12 protein-coding genes are annotated in these 16,839 nt (G+C 69.3%); 6 read left to right on the forward strand and 6 right to left on the reverse strand.

Annotated features, from left to right (window positions below):
• Positions 1-201 precede the first annotated feature (201 nt).
• Positions 202-2,184: a M56 family metallopeptidase gene (locus tag R5H29_RS02070; protein WP_019661968.1), complete on the reverse strand. Its 1,983-nt coding sequence runs from the start codon at positions 2,182-2,184 to the stop codon at positions 202-204.
• Between the two features lie 3 nt (positions 2,185-2,187).
• Complete coding sequence (locus R5H29_RS02075; RefSeq protein WP_019661969.1) at positions 2,188-2,574, reverse strand: BlaI/MecI/CopY family transcriptional regulator; 387 nt, start codon at positions 2,572-2,574, stop codon at positions 2,188-2,190.
• Positions 2,575-2,763: 189 nt separating this feature from the next.
• Between R5H29_RS02075 and R5H29_RS02080 the strand changes: the two genes are divergently transcribed.
• Positions 2,764-3,831 (forward strand): serine hydrolase domain-containing protein, encoded by a 1,068-nt coding sequence (locus R5H29_RS02080; RefSeq protein WP_332328657.1) that lies wholly within the window; start codon positions 2,764-2,766, stop codon positions 3,829-3,831.
• Between the two features lie 30 nt (positions 3,832-3,861).
• Here R5H29_RS02080 and R5H29_RS02085 read toward each other — a convergent pair whose 3' ends face one another.
• On the reverse strand, positions 3,862-4,968 hold the full coding sequence (locus R5H29_RS02085; RefSeq protein ID WP_332328658.1) for an SDR family oxidoreductase: 1,107 nt from the start codon (positions 4,966-4,968) through the stop codon (positions 3,862-3,864).
• 198 nt (positions 4,969-5,166) lie between these two features.
• On the opposite strand from R5H29_RS02085, the gene R5H29_RS02090 reads away from it, so the two are divergent.
• Complete coding sequence (locus tag R5H29_RS02090; protein ID WP_019661972.1) at positions 5,167-5,475, forward strand: hypothetical protein; 309 nt, start codon at positions 5,167-5,169, stop codon at positions 5,473-5,475.
• Here R5H29_RS02090 and R5H29_RS02095 read toward each other — a convergent pair.
• Positions 5,463-6,521 carry a DNA topoisomerase IB gene (locus R5H29_RS02095; protein ID WP_332328659.1) on the reverse strand — a complete coding sequence of 353 codons (1,059 nt, stop codon included), beginning with the start codon at positions 6,519-6,521 and terminating at the stop codon, positions 5,463-5,465. The two genes, R5H29_RS02090 and R5H29_RS02095, sit on opposite strands and share 13 nt — an antisense overlap.
• A gap of 111 nt (positions 6,522-6,632) precedes the next feature.
• On the opposite strand from R5H29_RS02095, the gene R5H29_RS02100 reads away from it, so the two are divergent.
• From R5H29_RS02100 to R5H29_RS02110, 3 genes are all read left to right on the forward strand, one after another.
• Positions 6,633-7,022 (forward strand): I78 family peptidase inhibitor, encoded by a 390-nt coding sequence (locus tag R5H29_RS02100; protein ID WP_026347258.1) that lies wholly within the window; start codon positions 6,633-6,635, stop codon positions 7,020-7,022.
• Positions 7,023-7,196: 174 nt separating this feature from the next.
• A complete protein-coding gene (gene gltB, locus R5H29_RS02105) occupies positions 7,197-11,651 on the forward strand; it encodes a glutamate synthase large subunit (protein ID WP_171953211.1) in 4,455 nt (1,484 codons plus the stop codon).
• A gap of 61 nt (positions 11,652-11,712) precedes the next feature.
• Positions 11,713-13,158 (forward strand): FAD-dependent oxidoreductase, encoded by a 1,446-nt coding sequence (locus R5H29_RS02110; RefSeq protein ID WP_019661976.1) that lies wholly within the window; start codon positions 11,713-11,715, stop codon positions 13,156-13,158.
• On the opposite strand, the gene R5H29_RS02115 is transcribed toward R5H29_RS02110, so the two are convergent.
• A complete protein-coding gene (locus R5H29_RS02115) occupies positions 13,144-15,552 on the reverse strand; it encodes an ATP-binding protein (RefSeq protein ID WP_332328661.1) in 2,409 nt (802 codons plus the stop codon). The genes R5H29_RS02110 and R5H29_RS02115 overlap by 15 nt on opposite strands.
• Positions 15,553-15,719: 167 nt before the next feature.
• Here R5H29_RS02115 and R5H29_RS02120 point away from each other — a divergent pair, with 167 nt between their 5' ends.
• Positions 15,720-16,586: a methylglyoxal synthase gene (locus R5H29_RS02120; RefSeq protein ID WP_332328660.1), complete on the forward strand. Its 867-nt coding sequence runs from the start codon at positions 15,720-15,722 to the stop codon at positions 16,584-16,586.
• 130 nt (positions 16,587-16,716) lie between these two features.
• Here the strand turns inward: R5H29_RS02120 and R5H29_RS02125 are convergent.
• Positions 16,717-16,839 (reverse strand): IS3 family transposase (locus tag R5H29_RS02125; RefSeq protein ID WP_332328662.1); only part of this gene is annotated, 123 nt, incomplete at its 5' end.

The raw sequence follows: 16,839 nt of genomic DNA on the forward strand, positions 1-16,839 counted from the left end.
GGCATCGCAGCAGGCACAGCAGGTGATCGCGCGTGCACTGGCCAGCGGCAAGGCCGAGCGCCTCTGAAACGGCGGTCGCGGGCCGGGCGCCCCCCCGCCCCGCGCCGGCCCCCCCACCACGGGCGGGGGCCCGGCCGGGGCCCCGCCCGTTTGCGGGGGCCGCGGGGCCCGCGCGGGCGGGCCCCCCCCGCTACCGCCGTTTCAGAGGCGCTCGGCCTTGCCGCTGGCCAGTGCACGCGCGATCACCTGCTGTGCCTGCTGCGATGCCTGCGCATGCACACGTGCCTGGCGCTCGCCCAGCGCGGCCTGCTGGCTGCCCAGTGCCGCCTGGCGGCTGGCCAGTTCAGACTGCTGGTTGGCCAGACGCCGCATGTCACGGGTGCGGCCGGACTGCGTGGCCTCGCTGCGGGCTTCCTGCATCGCACGACGTGCCTCGGCAGCGGCCTCGCGTGCAGCCTCACGCGCAACGGCCATATCGCCGGTTGCACCGCGCGCTGCCTTCGCCGCTTCCGCGGCGGCCTCACGGTTGATGTCGTGGGCGGCCATCGCATTGCGTGCAGCCTCGGCGGCAATCAGTGCGATGCGGCGCGACTCCTCGCCCTGCAGGCGGCTCATCTCACCCATCTGCCTGCCGAGTTCGCCCTGCTGGCGACCCAGCGCACTCTGCTGGCGGCCCAGTTCGCTCTGCTGGCGACCCAGCTCTGCGGCACCACTGTAGGCACGCTGCAGGCTCTGGATCAGCATCGGGTCGCGCACCACATAGCGCTTGTCGCCCTGGCGGAACCACAGCGCCGGGCCCTTGCCGAGCTGCCTGCGGGCCACCGTCACGTCGTCCATGCCGCCGTTGGCGAAAGTCGAATCACCATCGACCAGCACAAAGGCCTCCCGGGGCGACTTGCCCAGGTCCAGGCGGCCGTAGGTGGTGATGGAGCGGGCGGCCGACACCGTGCCTTCATCGTCTTCGGCCATGCCGGTGGAATCGTCGACGTCGGCCACGTCGGCATCGTCGGGCCCGGTCGCGTCAGCAGGTTCGGCCGGGGCTGCCGGTGCGGCAGGTGCCGCTGGGGCAGCCGCGGCCGCCGGCGGTGCGGACGGTGCTTCCGGGGCCTTAGGCGGTGGCGGCGCCACGGCCTTCGGCGCGGCCGGAGGGGCGGGCGGGGCGGGCGGCACCGGCGCTGCGACCAGCCGCATCGGCGCCACGCCCACCACCACCACCGCAGCGGTCAGCGCCACCGCCAGCAGACGCGGGCAGGACCGGGGCGACTGCAGCGAAAGCAGGCGACGCTTGAGGCTGGTGGTGCTCGGTGCGGCGCTGGCCACGCCCAGATGCGGCTGCGGGGCCACGCCCAACTGCAGCAACAGGCGGCCATAGGCCTGGCGGCTGGCGCCATGTTGGCCAACCACCGCTGCATCCACCGCTTCCTCGCGCGCCTGTGCATATTCACGCACCGACAGGCGCAGCAGCGGGTGGAAGAAGAACAGGTGCTGGGCCAGTGCAGGCAGCAGGCCCCATTGCAGGTCACGCCGCTGCAGGTGCTGCAGTTCGTGGGTCAGGGCCAGGTCCAGCGCATCGCCCTGCAGGGCATTGTCGCCGGCCGGCAGCAGCAGCACCGGGCGGAACGGCCCGACCAGCTGCGGTGCGTCCACCTGCGTGCTCATCCACAACCGCGGCGCAGGACGCACGCCGTGCGCATCGGAGGCCAGCTGCAGCGCCTGTACCAGCGCCTCGTCCTCGCAGGGATAGGCCGCAGCCAGCAGTGCGCGGCAGCGGCGCCACTCACCCAAGGTGCGCAGCGCCATCAGCAGCACGCCGGATGCCCACAGCGCAGCCAGTGCAACGGCCCACCACGCCACTGCCGGCACGTCCGCTGCAGGCATCGGCATCGCGGCCAGCAACTGTGCCGAGGCCTCCGGGGCCAGCGGGTAGACCATGTCAGCGGCCACGTCGGTTGCGGTCATCGCCACCGCCTGCGGGGCCGGCAGCCAGGGCAACTGCAACGGCTGGCTCCAGAACAGGCCGAGCACGGCCTGCAGCGAGACCAGCCACCACAGGCGGCAGCGGGTGGCCGCCGACAGCGACGGCAGCACGCGGCACAGGCCGTACACCAGCGCCACCAGCAGTACGGTCTGCAGGCTCGTCCAGCCCAGCCGTTCCAGCATCGGGATCAGCATCGTGGTGTCCATGGCTCAGCCCTCGTGGCGACGCGATTGGAGTTGGGCGACCAGCGCTTCCAGCTCGGCCAGCTCGTTGTCGCTGACCTGCTGGCGCTGCGACAGGTAGGCCACGAACGGCGACACCGAGCCCTGCAGGGTGTTGTCGACGAACTGGGCCACGGCACCCTGCAGCACGCTCTGCGGGCCACGGGTGGCCTGGTAGCGGTAGACGCCGTCCTGCTGCCGGCGCTGAAGATACCCCTTCGCCCGCAGCCGCTCCATCATCGTCAGCACGGTGGAACGGGCCAGGCCTCGGGCCTCTCCATACCCACTGGCGACCTCGCCGACGCTGGCCGGCGCATGTTCATCGATGTACTGCAGCAGGGCCAGCTCCTGGTCCCCGATGGTCTTGCCACGCATGACACCACTCCCTTGACTACACGTGTCGCCACTGTCAGCTTGACGACAGCTGTAGTCAACCCCCCGGAAGTCATGGGCCGACGAACGGTAGCGGCGCCGAGCACTTAAACCTTTGGCGCGCTGTCCGCATCCGATCCGCAACGCCCGCTGGAATTCCGCATGTTCCGTCCAATGCTCCGAGTCGTGCTCATGCTCATCAGTGCCCTGCCCTTCACCGCCGTCTCTGCCAGCCAGGACCATGCCAACGACCAGACCCGCCGCCTGATCCGCCAGATCATGATGCAGCAGCGCATCCCCGGGCTGCAGGTCGCGGTGGTCAAGGACGGGCAGATCGTGCTGTCCGAGGCCTACGGCCTGGCCAACGTCGAGAACGGCGTGCTTGCTTCGCGCCACACCCGCTTCCCGCTCAACTCGGCCACCAAGGCGTTCACCGGCGTGGCCGCCGCGCAGCTGGCGCAGGAGGGGCGATTGGATCTGGACGCGCCGGCCTCGCGTTACCTGGATGATCTTCCACCAGCGTGGAGAGACGTACGCGTACACCAGCTGCTGGCGCATACCTCCGGCCTTCCGGACATCCTTGATGCGAACGGGCTGTTGGGCGCTGGCTCAGAAGCGCAGGCGTGGGCGGCCGTCACTGCGCAGCCGGTCGAAGCCAAACCCGGGCAGCGCTTCGCCTACAACCAGACCAACTACGTTCTTCTGGCACGGATCATCGCGAAGCAATCCGGCATGCCCTACGAACGTTTCCTCGCCACCGGCCAGTTCAGCAGCGCGCGCATGGCCCGCACCACCTTCGGCGACAGCTACGACCTGATTCCGGATGCGGCGACGATGTACAGCCTGGCCCCGCGTGCCACCGACGCGGCCGATGCACCGCCACGCCTGTCGCATTGGTTCTACGACATACCGCCTTCGCTGTGGGCCGGTGGCGGCATCCTCACCACCGCCGACGACACCGCGCGCTGGCTGGCCGCGCTGACCGAAGGCCGCCTGCTGCCGGAGGCGGCCCTGCGGCGGATGTGGAGCGCAGAGCGCTTGGCGGATGGCCGTGCCGGCCCGTGGGCGGAGGGCTGGCCGGTACTGCGCGCATCGCCCGACCTGCAGGTGGCAGGTATCGGCGGTGCGCGTGCGGCGTTCGTGGTCTATCCCGAGCGCGGCGTGGCGGTGGTGGTGCTGACCAACCTGGTCGGTGCCAATCCGCAGCAGTTCATTCCACGCATTGCCGATCTCTATGCGCCTGCGCTGACCGTGCCCTGAGGCTGCCGGCCAGCGGCCGGCAGCCCCGTCTCACCCACGTGGACCGCCCATCACCGGCAGGATCACCCCGCTGATGTAACTGGCACAGGCCGGAGAGGCCAGGAACACATAGGCGGGCGACAGTTCCTCGGGCTGTGCGGGCCGGCCCATGTCGCTGTCCTTGCCGAACTGGGCGACGTCCTCGGCCTGCTTGTCGGCCGGGTTCAGCGGCGTCCACACCGGCCCCGGCGCCACGCAGTTCACCCGGATGCCACGTGGCAGCAGCTGGCTGGCCAGCGACTTGGTGAACGCATGGATCGCGCCCTTGGTGGCCGAGTAGTCGATCAGCGCCTTGCTGCCGAAGATGCCCGTTTCCGAACCGGTGTTGATGATGCTGGCGCCCTCGCCCAGATGCGGCAGCACCGCGCGCGCCATCTGGATGTAACCGCCGATGTTGGTCTGCAGGGTCTCCTGCAGGTGCGCGTCTTCCAGGTCTTCCAGCCGCTCGCAGTGCAGCTGGAACGCGGCGTTGTTGACCAGGATGTCGATGCCGCCGAACGCCTTGGCCACCTGCTTCACCGCTTTGTCGCAGAAGCGCGGATCGCGCACGTCACCGGCGATCACGATGCAACGGCCGCCTTCGCGCTCCACGTGCTGGCGGGTGATGTCCGCGTCCTCGGCCTCGTCCAGGTGCAGCACGGCCACGTCCGCGCCTTCGCGTGCGAACAGCACCGCCACCGCACGGCCAATGCCGGAGTCGCCACCGGTGACGATCGCACGCATGCCCTGCAGCTTGCCGCTGCCCGCGTAGTCGGGTGCAAGGAAGCGGGGCGCCAGCTCCAGTTCGTGCTCATGCCCGGGCTTGGCCAGCTGCTGCGCCGGCATCGACTCCGGCTGGCGCCGTGCGCCGGCCTGGGTCGCGGTCTTCTTCGTGGCCTTGCTGGCCGCCCGGGCGTCCTTGGCCTTCTCCTGGTCCTGCAGGCGCCGCTGCCGGGCCGCGACGCGTGCTGCCCGCGGATCGCTGGCGGCCGCCTTGCGGGTCGCGGTCTTCACTACTCGCGGGCGATCGGGGTCGGCGACCGCCTTGGCCGGGGTGCTGCCTTTACGCACTTTCGGCGATGCCTTTCGGCGGGCGGGTGCCTTCTTGGTGGTGGCCATGCAGGTCTCCTCGAGAGGGAACGGGGCTGCCGGCCAGCGGCCGACACTACCGGGGGGGGCGGCGCGCGCCGCACCTGCAGTCTCTCTACGCACGCTGTTGGCGGCAGTGAGCGCGCCGTGTCCACGATGTGCACGGCATTCATTCCGCCACCACGTGCGCCGTCGCACCCTGCACGCAACCACACAGGGAACGCCTCCATGAAACATGCCATCGCCACCGCCGCCGTCTGCTTTGCCCTCGCCGCCTGCAGCAGCACACCGATGGCCCAGGTGCAGCCGATCGACGGCGTGATTTCCGGCCAGTGCCACAGCGACAGGGTGCGCGGCGCGGTGGGCCTGGCCGCCTCGGACGCCACTGTGGCCCGTGCACGCGTGGACAGCGACAGCCTGCACGTGCGGGTCCTGCGCCACGACGGCCCGCGGGTGCCACCGGCCAGCGAAGGCGGCGACCGCCTGACCATCGAGAAGGGCCGCACCAACAATATCGTCGCGATCTACTGCGGCTGACGACTGCGGCTGAGCCGGCGTGCCCTGCGCAGCACGCGCAGGGTGGCCTGCTCCCACTGGCGCGGCCCGCGCAGGCCGGCCAGCTTGGCCAGTTCACCGCGCTCCCAGCCGACGAACACGCACGGGTCGATATAGGCCTTGCGGCACACCGCCGGCGTGTTGCCCAACCGGGCCGCCACCTGGCACACCACGCTGCGCTGTGCCTGCGCCAGCGCACGCTGGCTGGCCGGTTCCGGCAGCTCGGTGGCAGCAAACGCCTGCACCGCCGCGACGGTCCCGCCCCAGGTGCGGAAATCCTTGGCAGTGAAGTCCTCGCCCATCACCTCGCGCAGGTAGTCGTTCACCGCACCGGAGTCGACCGGCTGCAGCGCACCGTCGTCATCGCGGTACTGGAACAACGCCTGCCCCGGCAGCTGCTGCAGGCGCCGCACCAGCAGCCCCAGCCTGCGGTCGCCCACGGTCACCTCCTGCAGCTGCCCGGACTTGCCGCGGAAACGCATGCGCACCCGGCCGCCACGCAGCAGCTCCAGATGACGGTTACGCAGTGTGGTCAGTCCGAATGACCGGTTCTGCTGCGCATAGGTCTCATTGCCGACCCGCACCAGGGTGTCGGCCAGCAACGCGACCACCATGGCCAGCACCTTTTCCTTAGGGAAACCCGGCCGTTTCAGATCCCGCGACAACCGCCGCCGCAGCGTGGGCAAGGCCTCGCCAAAGGCGATGATGCGGTCGAACTTGCCGGCGTCGCGCTCCTTCGCCCAGTCGGAGTGGTAGCGGTACTGCTTGCGCCCGCGTGCATCGCGGCCGGTGGCCTGCAGGTGGCCGTTGGCGTGGGCGCAGATCCACACCGCAGTGTAGGCCGGTGGAATCGCCAGTGCGCGGATGCGTTGCAGGGTGGTGGCGTCGCGTATCGCGTGGCCATCAGCATCGCGGTAACTGAAACCTTTTCCGGCGCGGCGCCGGCTGATGCCCGGCTGGGTGTCGTCGACATAGCGCAGGCCGGCCGCGCGCGCGGCCTGTCGTTCGGGAGTGGAGGCGGTCGGCATGCCAGTAGTGTCGCGGTCGCCGTGCCGCGATCCTGTCGATAACACAAGACAAACACGTGAGGGCCGGTTCGCCGCTATGCTCGGGTCTTCACAACCCCTTCCGGAGTCATGATGTCGTTCCCGATTCGCGCCCGTTCGCTCTCCGCCCTGCTGCTGCCGGCCGTGCTGGCCTTGACCGCCTGCCAGGCACCGGCGCTGGATGAACAGGATTCGGCCACGGCCCACGCCCAGCAGGCGGCCGAAGCCGCCAAGGCACCGGCCGACGAAGCCGGCAAGGCCATCGAGGCGCCGCCGGTCGGCACCTGCGATGCCAGCCAGGTGCAGAGCCTGGTCGGCCAGGCCTACACCGATGGGCTGGGCAAGCAGGCGCAGGAAGATGCAGGCGCCAGCCAGGTACGCGTGCTCAAGCCCAATGATGTGGCCACGATGGAGTTCCTCGGCGACCGCCTGAACATCGAAGTGGACGCCAAGGGCGCCATCAGCGGCGTGCGCTGCGGCTGAGTCCCGCCCCGCGCCGGCACTGGGTTGCCGGCGCGTTCTGTTGCACCTGCAACCGTGTATTGCGGCGTTGCAGCAACCTGTGATCTAGTCGAGGCATCCGGTGGCCTCACGATGCGCTCCAGGGAATGAGCGGGGACGAGTGTCGCCGCCAACCCTATACGCATCGAGGTAGAGATGGCCCCCCGCAACCGCCAAGGGCTTTACGACCCGCGCTCCGAGCGCGATGCCTGTGGATTTGGCATGGTCGCCCAGCTCGACGATCAACCATCGCGCCTGTTGGTTGATACCGCCATCGCCGCGCTTTCGCGCATGACCCACCGTGGCGGTGTTGCCGCCGATGGCCTGACCGGTGATGGCTGCGGCCTGCTGCTGCGCCGCCCCGATGCGTTCCTGAAACTGCTGGCCAGCGAAGCCGGCATTGCCGTCGCCACACGCTTCGCCGCCGGCCTGGTATTCCTGCCGCACGACGCCGACGCGGCGCAGGCCTGCCGCGCGCAGCTGCAGGCGCAGGTGGAAGCGGTGGGCTGCAAGGTCGCTGGCTGGCGCGAGGTACCGACCGACGACAGCGTCTGCGGCCAACTGGCGCGCGACACGCTGCCGCGCATCGAGCAGGTGTTCGTCGATGCGGGGGTTGGCCAGGATGATGCCGGCTTCGCGCTGGCGTTGTTCCTGGCCCGCCGCCGCAGCGAACAGCAGCTGCGCGATCACGCCGACTTCTACGTCACCACCCTCACCCCGGATGCGATCAGCTACAAGGGCATGGTGCTGCCGGACAAGCTCAGCCGCTTCTTCCCGGACCTGCAGCGCCGTGAGCTGGCCTCCAGCGCGATCGTGTTCCACCAGCGCTTCTCGACCAACACGCTGCCGCGCTGGCCGCTCGCCCATCCGTTCCGCATGCTCGCCCACAACGGCGAGATCAACACCATCGAGGGCAATCGTCGCTGGGCGCAGGCGCGCAGCAAGGTGTGGAAGACGCCGCGCTTCGATATTGGTGAATTCGACCCGGTCATCTCCATGCACGGTTCGGATTCGCAGAGCCTGGACAACATGCTGGAGCTGATGGTCGCCGGTGGCATGGAGTTGATCCAGGCGCTGCGCATCCTGGTGCCGCCTGCCACGCAGTCGCTGGAATTCAAGGATCCGGACCTGGCGGCCTTCTACGAGTTCCACGGCCTCAACAGCGAGCCGTGGGACGGCCCGGCCGGCATCGTCGCCTGCGACAGCCGCTATGCGGTGTGTACGCTGGACCGCAACGGCCTGCGACCGGCGCGCTGGATGCTCACCGCCGACCGCCACTTCCTGGTCGCCTCCGAAGCCGGCGTGTGGGAAGTGCCGACCGAGCGCGTGGTGCGCAAGGGCAAGCTCGGCCCCGGCGAGATGATCGCGATCGACCTCAAGCGCGGCGACCTGCTCGACTCCGATGCGGTCGACCGCATCAACCGCGGCCGCGCGCCCTACAAGCAGTGGCTGCAGCAGGGCGTGACCTACCTGCAGACCGAACTGATCGACCCCTCGCTGGTGGAAGAGCCCTTCGACGAAGGCACCCTGCGCAGCTACCACAAGCTGTACCAGCTCAGCAGCGAGGAGGTGGAGCAGGTGCTGCGGCCGCTGGCCGAGACCGAGCAGGAAGCCACCGGCTCGATGGGCGACGACACGCCGATGGCGGCGCTGAGCCAGCGCAGCCGCCCGCTGTACGACTATTTCCGCCAGGCCTTCGCGCAGGTCACCAACCCGCCGATCGACCCGCTGCGCGAAGACTGCGCGATGTCGCTGTCCACCCAGCTCGGCAAGGAAACCAACATCTTCCATGCCGGCCCGGAGACGGTGAACCACGTCATCCTCAATTCGCCGGTACTGAGCCAGCGCAAGCTGCGCCAGCTGTTGAAGATGGACCAGTACGTGCAGGCCAACCGCCTGCTCGACCTTTCCTACAGCGAAGACGAAGGCCTGCGCGCCGGCATCGAACGCATCTGCAGCGAAGCGGAACAGGCCGCGCGCGATGGCATGGTGATGCTGCTGCTGTCCGACCGCTACCCGGTGGCCGGGCGGCCGATGGTGCATGCGCTGCTGGCCACCAGTGCCATCCACCACCACCTGTCTCGGCTGGGCCTGCGCTGCGACGTGAACCTCATCGTCGAGACCGGCACTGCACGTGACCCGCACCACATGGCCTGCCTGCTCGGTTTCGGTGCCACGGCGGTTTACCCGTACCTGGCCTACCAGACCCTGTTCGACCTGGGCCGTCGCGGCATCCTCAAGCTCAGCAAGGGCGGCGAGCAATCGCAGATCGGCCGCCGCTACCGCAAGGGTATCTACAAGGGCCTGTCGAAGATCATCTCGAAGATGGGCATCTGTACGGTGGCCAGCTACCGCGGCGCGCAGCTGTTCGAGATCATCGGCCTGGAACCGGAAGTGGTGGACCTGTGCTTCCCCGATACCGCCTCGCGCATCGGCGGCGCCGGCTTTGCCCGCCTGGATGCCGACGCGCGCGAACTGTGCGCGCAGGCCTGGGACGCGCAGCAGGACGTGGATGTTGGCGGCCTGCTGAAGTACGTGCACGGCGGCGAGTACCACATGTACAACCCGGACGTGGTGACCACCCTGCAGCGCGCGGCGCGCAGCGGTGACCCGCGTGCGTGGCAGCAGTACTGCGATGCCGTGCATGCGCGGCCACCGTCGGCGCTGCGCGACCTGCTGGAACTGGTACCGGCGGCCACGCCCGTGCCGCTGGACGAGGTGGCCCCGGCCAGCGAACTGTTCCCGCGCTTCGATACTGCGGCGATCAGCCTCGGCGCACTGTCGCCGGAAGCGCACGAGGCGCTGGCCATTGCCATGAACCGCCTCGGTGGCCGCAGCAATTCCGGCGAAGGCGGTGAGGATCCCGCCCGCTATGGCACCGCAAAGCGCAGCAAGATCAAGCAGGTGGCCTCCGGCCGCTTCGGTGTCACCGCTGAGTACCTGGTCAACGCCGAGGTGCTGCAGATCAAGGTCGCGCAGGGCGCCAAGCCCGGCGAAGGCGGCCAGCTGCCCGGCCACAAGGTCAACGAGCTGATCGCCCGCCTGCGCTACGCGCGCCCGGGCATCGGCCTGATCTCGCCGCCGCCGCACCACGACATCTATTCGATCGAAGACCTGGCCCAGCTGATCTACGACCTCAAGCAGGTCAACCCGACCGCGCTGGTGTCGGTAAAGCTGGTCAGCCATGCCGGCGTTGGCACGATTGCCGCCGGCGTGGTCAAGGCCGGCGCGGACCTGATCACCATTTCCGGCCATGACGGCGGCACCGGCGCTTCGCCGGTCAGCTCGATCCGCTATGCCGGCGTGCCGTGGGAGCTGGGCGTGGCCGAAGCGCACCAGGCGCTGCTGGCCAACGACCTGCGCGGGCGCACCCTGCTGCAGACCGATGGCGGCCTGAAGACCGGCCTGGATGTGGTCAAGGCCGCGCTGCTGGGGGCGGACAGCTTCGGCTTCGGCACCGCGCCGATGATCGTGCTGGGCTGCAAGTACCTGCGCATCTGCCACCTCAACAACTGCGCCACCGGCGTGGCCACCCAGGACGAGCGCCTGCGCGAGAACCACTTCACCGGCCAGCCCGAACGCGTGGAGAACTTCTTCCGGCTGCTGGCCGAGGAAGTGCGCGGCTGGCTGTCGTACCTGGGCGCGCGTTCGCTGGAAGAGATCGTCGGCCGCACCGACCTGCTGCGGCAGATCGAGGCAGCGCCCCGTGATGGCGTGCGCGTGGACCTGTCGCGGCTGCTGGCCGACAGCCGCTACGAAGGCAGCCACTGCGCCGCGCAGCGCCTGTACGAATCGCCGGACAGCCTGGCCACGCAGATGGATGGGCTGCTGGCCCCGGCCATCGAGCACAAGCGCGGCGGCGAGCACCGCTTCCTGATCCACAACACCGACCGCAGCATCGGCACCCGCCTGGCGGGCGCGGTGGCGCGCGCGCACGGCAACCAGGGCATGGCCGACACGCCGCTGGAACTGCGCTTCCGCGGCAGTGCCGGGCAGAGCTTCGGCGCCTTCAACGTCGGCGGCCTGCACCTGGAAGTGGAAGGCGAAGCCAACGACTACGTCGGCAAGGGCATGGCCGGCGGCCGGCTGGTGGTGCGTCCGCCGCGTGGCGCCCGCTTCGAGGCACGCAGCACCGCCATCATCGGCAACACCTGCCTGTATGGCGCTACCGGTGGCGAGCTGTTCGCCGCGGGCCGCGCCGGCGAGCGTTTCGCGGTGCGCAATTCGGGCGCGCTGGCGGTAGTGGAGGGTGCCGGCGACCACTGCTGCGAGTACATGACCGATGGCGTGGTACTGGTGCTGGGCAAGGTCGGGCTGAACTTCGGTGCCGGTTTCACCGGCGGCCTGGCCTACGTGCTGGACGTGGACCGCGATTTCGTCGACCGCTACAACCACGAGCTGATCGACATCCATCGCGTGTCCGCCGAGGGCTTCGAGAACTATCGCCAGCACCTGCACCGCCTGATCGGCCGCCACCGCGAGCTGACCGGCAGCATCTGGGCGCAGCAGATCCTGGACGAGTTCCGCGATTACATCGGCAAGTTCTGGCTGGTCAAACCGAAGGCCGCCAGCATCGAGTCGCTGACCGAAACCCTGCGACGCGCCGCGTGATGTTTTCCGGTAGTGCCGGCCGCTGGCCGGCAACGTTCCCCCTCGCATTACAGAGCCCGCCATGAGCCGCAAGCACGCTTTCCAGTTCCTCGACCTGCCCCGCACCATGCCGCAGCGCATTCCGGTGGAACTGCGCACCTCCGGCGACTGGGGTGAGCTGTACGGCAGGTTCGGCAAGGAAGACGCGCAGTACCAGGCCGGCCGCTGCCTGGACTGCGGCAACCCGTACTGCAGCTGGAAGTGCCCGGTGCACAACGCCATTCCGCAGTGGCTTCAGCTGGTGCAGGAGAACCGCATCCACGAGGCGGCCACGCTGTGCCACAGCACCAACCCGCTGCCGGAAGTGTGCGGCCGGGTGTGCCCGCAGGACCGGCTGTGCGAAGGCAGCTGCACGCTGGAGGAGTTCGGTGCGGTCACCATCGGCGCGGTGGAGAAGTACATCGTCGATACCGCATTGGCCAGTGGCTGGCGCCCGGATCTGGCCGCGGTGCAGCCGACCGGCCACAGCGTGGCGGTGATCGGCGCCGGTCCGGCGGGGCTGGCCTGTGCCGACCGCCTGGCTCGCGCCGGCATTGCCGCCGTGGTCTATGACCGCTACGAGCAGATCGGCGGCCTGCTGCAGTTCGGCATCCCCAGCTTCAAGCTGGACAAGGACGTGATCCGTCGCCGCCGCGACGTGCTGGAGGGCATGGGGGTGCAGTTCCGCCTCGGCGTGGAGATCGGCCGCGACATCAGCCTGCAGCAGCTGCTGGATACCCACGATGCGGTGTTCGTCGGCACCGGCGCCTACCGCTACACCGATGGCGGCCTCGACGGCCAGGACCTGAAAGGCGTGCTGCCGGCGTTGCCGTTCCTGGTGCAGAACAGCCGCATCGTCGGTGGTGATGATCCGAAGGGCCGGCCGATTGCCGGCTGGGAAGACACCATCGCCCTGCCCGATCTCAACGGCAAGCGCGTGGTGGTGCTCGGCGGTGGCGATACCGGCATGGACTGCGTGCGCAGCGCGATACGGCTGGGCGCGGCCAAGGTCACCTGCGCCTACCGCCGCGACGAAGCAAACATGCCCGGCAGCGCGCGCGAGGTCGCCAATGCACGCGAGGAAGGTGTGCGCTTCCTGTTCAACCGGCAGCCGCTGTCGATCGAAGCCGGCGCCGATGACGAAGTAATCGGCGTAACCGTGGTCGAGACCCGGTTGGGTGAGCCGGATGCGAACGGCCGCCAGAACGCGGTGCCGATCGATGGCAGCGAATCGCTGCTGGAGGCCGACGTGGTGATCATCGCCTTCGGCTTCTCGCCGACCGTTCCGGCATGGCTGGCCGAGCACGGCGTGGAAGGCCGGTCCAACGGCCGTATCGTGGCCGGAGGCAAGGATCGCCTGCCGTTCCAGACCGCGCATCCGCGCCTGTTCGCCGGTGGTGATGCGGTACGCGGTGCCGACCTGGTGGTGACCGCCGTGGCCGAGGGCCGCGATGCCGCCGCCAGCATCGTCCGGCTACTGGCCCACTGAGTCCGGCGCCAGCAGTACCGCCAGCAGCGCCCGCAGCACGTGCGGCTCCACCGGCTTGGCCAGGAAGTGGTCGATGCCAGCCGCGCGACAGGCTTCGCGGGTGCTTTCCATCACGCTGGCCGTGAGCGCGATGATGGGCACCTGCGCACGTGCCGGGCAGGCATCAGCGCGGATCGCCCGCGCCAGTGCGAAGCCGTCCATGCCCGGCATGTGGCAGTCAGTGATCACCAGCTCGAACGGCTGCGCCTGCCATGCTTCAAGCGCCGACTTCCCATCGGTACAGGCGTGGACCCGCAGCCCTAGCGCGCACAGGCGCTGCTCCAGCAGCTGCAGGTTGGTAGGATGGTCTTCAACCACCAGTACGCACGCCGCCGGCAATGGATGCTCATCCGCTGATGCCGCCGACGGTGCGGCCATGGGTGCCTCGCAGGCCTCCAGGTCCAGATCCATCCATACCGTGGTGCCCTCCCCAGGGGAGCTGCGCAGCTGCAGCTCCGCCCCCATCGAGGTTGCCAGCTCGCGGCAGATCGCCAGGCCCAGCCCACTGCCGCCGAAGCGCCGCGTGGTCGAGCGCTCCGCCTGGGCATAGGCGGCGAACACCGCCTGCTGTCGTTCCTCGCTGATGCCCACGCCGCTGTCGCTTACCTGCAGGCGCAGCCGCTGCCCGCGGGCATGCTGCTGCAGTACCTGCAACCGCAGTTCCACGTGGCCGTGCCGGGTGAACTTCAGTGCGTTACCGGCCAGGTTGAACAGGATCTGGCGCAGGCGCAGGCCATCGGCCAGCGATCCCGGCTGCATCTCCGGATCAAGCACCACCTGCAGGTGCAGGCCGCGGCTGGCGGCCACCGGCATCAGCAGCTGCTGCACCGCGCGCACCAGTGCCGCCAGATCGGTGGGCCGCAACTGCAGCGGTGCGCCCTGCAGGCGCTGGCTGTGCAGTACATCGTCGAGGATCTGCCGCAGCATCCGCGCCGCATCATCCACCGTGGCCAGCACCTGCTGCTGGCGTGGCTCCAGCCTGCTGCCCGCCAGCCGTTCGAGCATGCCCAGCAGCGTGCTCATCGGCGTGCGGATCTCATGGCTCATCGTGGCCAGGAAGTGCGCCTTGGCCTGTGCCACCTGCTCGGCCTCGCGGCGCGCGTCGGCCAGCGCGCGGGTACGTGACTGCACCTCGCTGACGTCGATCCAGTAGCCGCTCCACTCGACGTAGCTATCGTCGCAGGACAACGGTCGCCCATGCGAACGCACCCATCGCCAGCCCTGTGGTGAACGGGTACGGAAAGTGACATCGATCGGGCCACGCGCCAATGCGGCTGTCTCGATACAGGCCATCACCCTGCTGCGGTCCTCGGGGTGGACCGCGGCCAGCAGCCACTGGTGATCGATGCGCGCGCTCTCCACGCTGATTCCGAACAGAGACTGCACGTCGCCGGCGATCTGCGGAAAGCTGTAGTGACCGCACGCCGAACGGCGCGCCTGGTAGACCACCGCCGGCAGGTTCGCAGTCACCTCCTGCAGGCGCTGCTCCACGACTCGGCGCCGCACGCTTTCGCGATGCACCCGCCAGTAACCGTAGGCATGTACCAGCGCCAGTGCGAGCAGGATCAACGAGGCCGGCACCAGCCAGCGCAGGGGTGACGATGACGGCCAATTGCGCGGCCGGTCCGGCAGCCAGGCCGCGCGGATCTGATCGCGCTCGGGATCGGTCAGCTGCGACAGCGCCTGCTCGAAGCCGGCGATGACATCGGCGCAGGCGGGCGTGGTCGCCAGCACCAGGGCATCATCGAAACCGGCCGGCGCAGCGATCAGCAGTGCATCGCCCTGGTAGCGGCGCAACGCGGCCTCGACTTCGCCGAGGTTGGCAACCACGGCATCGATCAGGCCGGTGCCCAGCAGCGGGAGCGCATCGTCCAGCGCTGCCGGTGGCAGCAGCTGCGCACCCGTTGCCTGCTCGGCCAGCAGCCCCTGCAGCGGCATCCGGCTGGGGCTGGCTACGGTTCGCTCACGCAGATCTTCCAGGCCCAGCACCGGCGGCGTACCCTCCCAGCGCACGATCACCTGTGGCAGCTGCAGGTAGGGCGTGCTGGCCACCCACCCGGCGGGCAGCTGCGAGCGTGGCCATCCCAGCAGCGCCTGGGTGCCGGCCGGCAGCTCATCCCGTTCCACGCTGGCGGCCGGCACGGGCAGCAGCTGCAGCGGCCGTTGCCGGCCCAGCAGCTCCAGGTACACCGCGCCGAGCCCCCGTGCCTCACCCTGTTCGCTGGACGACAAGGGTGCGCGGTCGGAAGGCCAGGCAATGCGCAGCGGTGTCCTGCAGCCCGTGGCGGAGGCCGTGGCAGGCAGCAGCAGGCCGGCCATGACAGCAATGGCTGCCGGGAGGCCGGCGACATTCACGGTAGGCATCCTCATCTCGCGGGCGGAAGGAACGGCCGCGCTGCGGTACCGCTGCCTGCCACGCTATCGACGTGCGGACCGACGGCAATGAAGAAAGTTGTAAAAGCATCCAGATAGGGGAATGCCGACATACACTGCCGCCTTCACCCGTAACTGCGGAGCGTTCGATGCGCATCGGCCTGGCTGCCAACCGTCTTCATCACCACGACGCGCGCGCCGCGCTGTTCCGTTGGCTGCGCAGCAGCGAGGCCGGCCTGCGCGAGCTGGGCGTGTCGCTGCATGCGGTCGGTCGCACCCATGACGCGATCGAACGACAGGGTTTCCTGGCCGGGTACGCGGGCCTGCACCGTTATCCCTACGGTCGCGAGGGTGGCCTGATGAAGCTGGTCGCCGAAGTCGTTGGCATGGGTCCGGATCGGACACTGGATGGCGCGATCTACCTGATCGACCCGGTCGATCCGTCCTCGGTATTTCCGGAAGCCACGGCGCTGAAGCGCCAGTGCGTGATTCACGGCAAGCCGTTCATTTCGACCGTGGCCACTGCACGCGACTGGGTCGAAGTGGAGCGCGTCCACGCCGGGCTGGCGGCAGACGGCGGCGCCGACGACCTGCATGCGTTCGAAAGCCAGACGCTGGCGCTGATCGCGCACGATGCGATGAAGCCGGCGATGCTGGCCTTCGCCGATGAGCACTTCGATGTGCTGGCCCGGTTCGGTGAGCGGGTGGCGACGGGCACCACCGGCCAGCGTTTGAACGAACTGGCCTGGAGCCGGGGCTGGCCACGTGATACGCCGTGGGTGACGCGCTACCAGAGCGGCCCGATGGGCGGTGATGCGCAGATTGCCGACAGGGTGCTGGAGGGGCGTTGCCAGCGTGCAATCTTCTTTGAGGATCCGCATGTGGCGCGCCAGCATGAGGCGGATATCCAGCTGCTGGAGCGCGCGGTGACGACGGTGACCGACCAGGCAGTGTGCATTACGGCGCCGCGGGTGGCGGCGCGGTGGGCGGCGGCGGCGGCGCTGCGGGCGGGGTGAGGGTTTCGGCCAACGGCTGCGCCCCTCGTGGTCGGTGGGTCTGCACGATCATGAGGTTGGCCGGGATGGGTGGAATTGCGGGGGACGCCGTAAACCCGTCCTTGAAGTGACGCCCGAGACTTGGACGGGGTCAGGCGGCCGATTGGGCCTGTTGGGCCTGCTCCCGGTACTGTACCGGGCTCAGGCCCTTCAATTTCAATTTGATTCGCTCTTGGTTGTAGTACTGGATGTATTCCACCAGCCCCGCCTCCAG

It is taken from the genome of Stenotrophomonas sp. A3_2, from assembly GCF_036624925.1.
GTDB classification, from domain to species: domain Bacteria; phylum Pseudomonadota; class Gammaproteobacteria; order Xanthomonadales; family Xanthomonadaceae; genus Stenotrophomonas; species Stenotrophomonas hibiscicola.

What these genes read in the sequence shown, in the direction of transcription:
- R5H29_RS02100 (WP_026347258.1), top strand. Translation starts at nt 6,633, where the DNA reads ATGTCGTTCCCGATTCGCGCCCGTTCGCTCTCCGCCCTGCTGCTGCCG.
- R5H29_RS02070 (WP_019661968.1), bottom strand. Translation starts at nt 2,184, where the DNA reads ATGGACACCACGATGCTGATCCCGATGCTGGAACGGCTGGGCTGGACG.
- R5H29_RS02120 (WP_332328660.1), top strand. Translation starts at nt 15,720, where the DNA reads ATGCGCATCGGCCTGGCTGCCAACCGTCTTCATCACCACGACGCGCGC.
- R5H29_RS02085 (WP_332328658.1), bottom strand. Translation starts at nt 4,968, where the DNA reads ATGGCCACCACCAAGAAGGCACCCGCCCGCCGAAAGGCATCGCCGAAA.
- R5H29_RS02110 (WP_019661976.1), top strand. Translation starts at nt 11,713, where the DNA reads ATGAGCCGCAAGCACGCTTTCCAGTTCCTCGACCTGCCCCGCACCATG.
- gltB (WP_171953211.1), top strand. Translation starts at nt 7,197, where the DNA reads ATGGCCCCCCGCAACCGCCAAGGGCTTTACGACCCGCGCTCCGAGCGC.
- R5H29_RS02080 (WP_332328657.1), top strand. Translation starts at nt 2,764, where the DNA reads ATGCTCATCAGTGCCCTGCCCTTCACCGCCGTCTCTGCCAGCCAGGAC.
- R5H29_RS02075 (WP_019661969.1), bottom strand. Translation starts at nt 2,574, where the DNA reads ATGCGTGGCAAGACCATCGGGGACCAGGAGCTGGCCCTGCTGCAGTAC.
- R5H29_RS02095 (WP_332328659.1), bottom strand. Translation starts at nt 6,521, where the DNA reads ATGCCGACCGCCTCCACTCCCGAACGACAGGCCGCGCGCGCGGCCGGC.
- R5H29_RS02090 (WP_019661972.1), top strand. Translation starts at nt 5,167, where the DNA reads ATGAAACATGCCATCGCCACCGCCGCCGTCTGCTTTGCCCTCGCCGCC.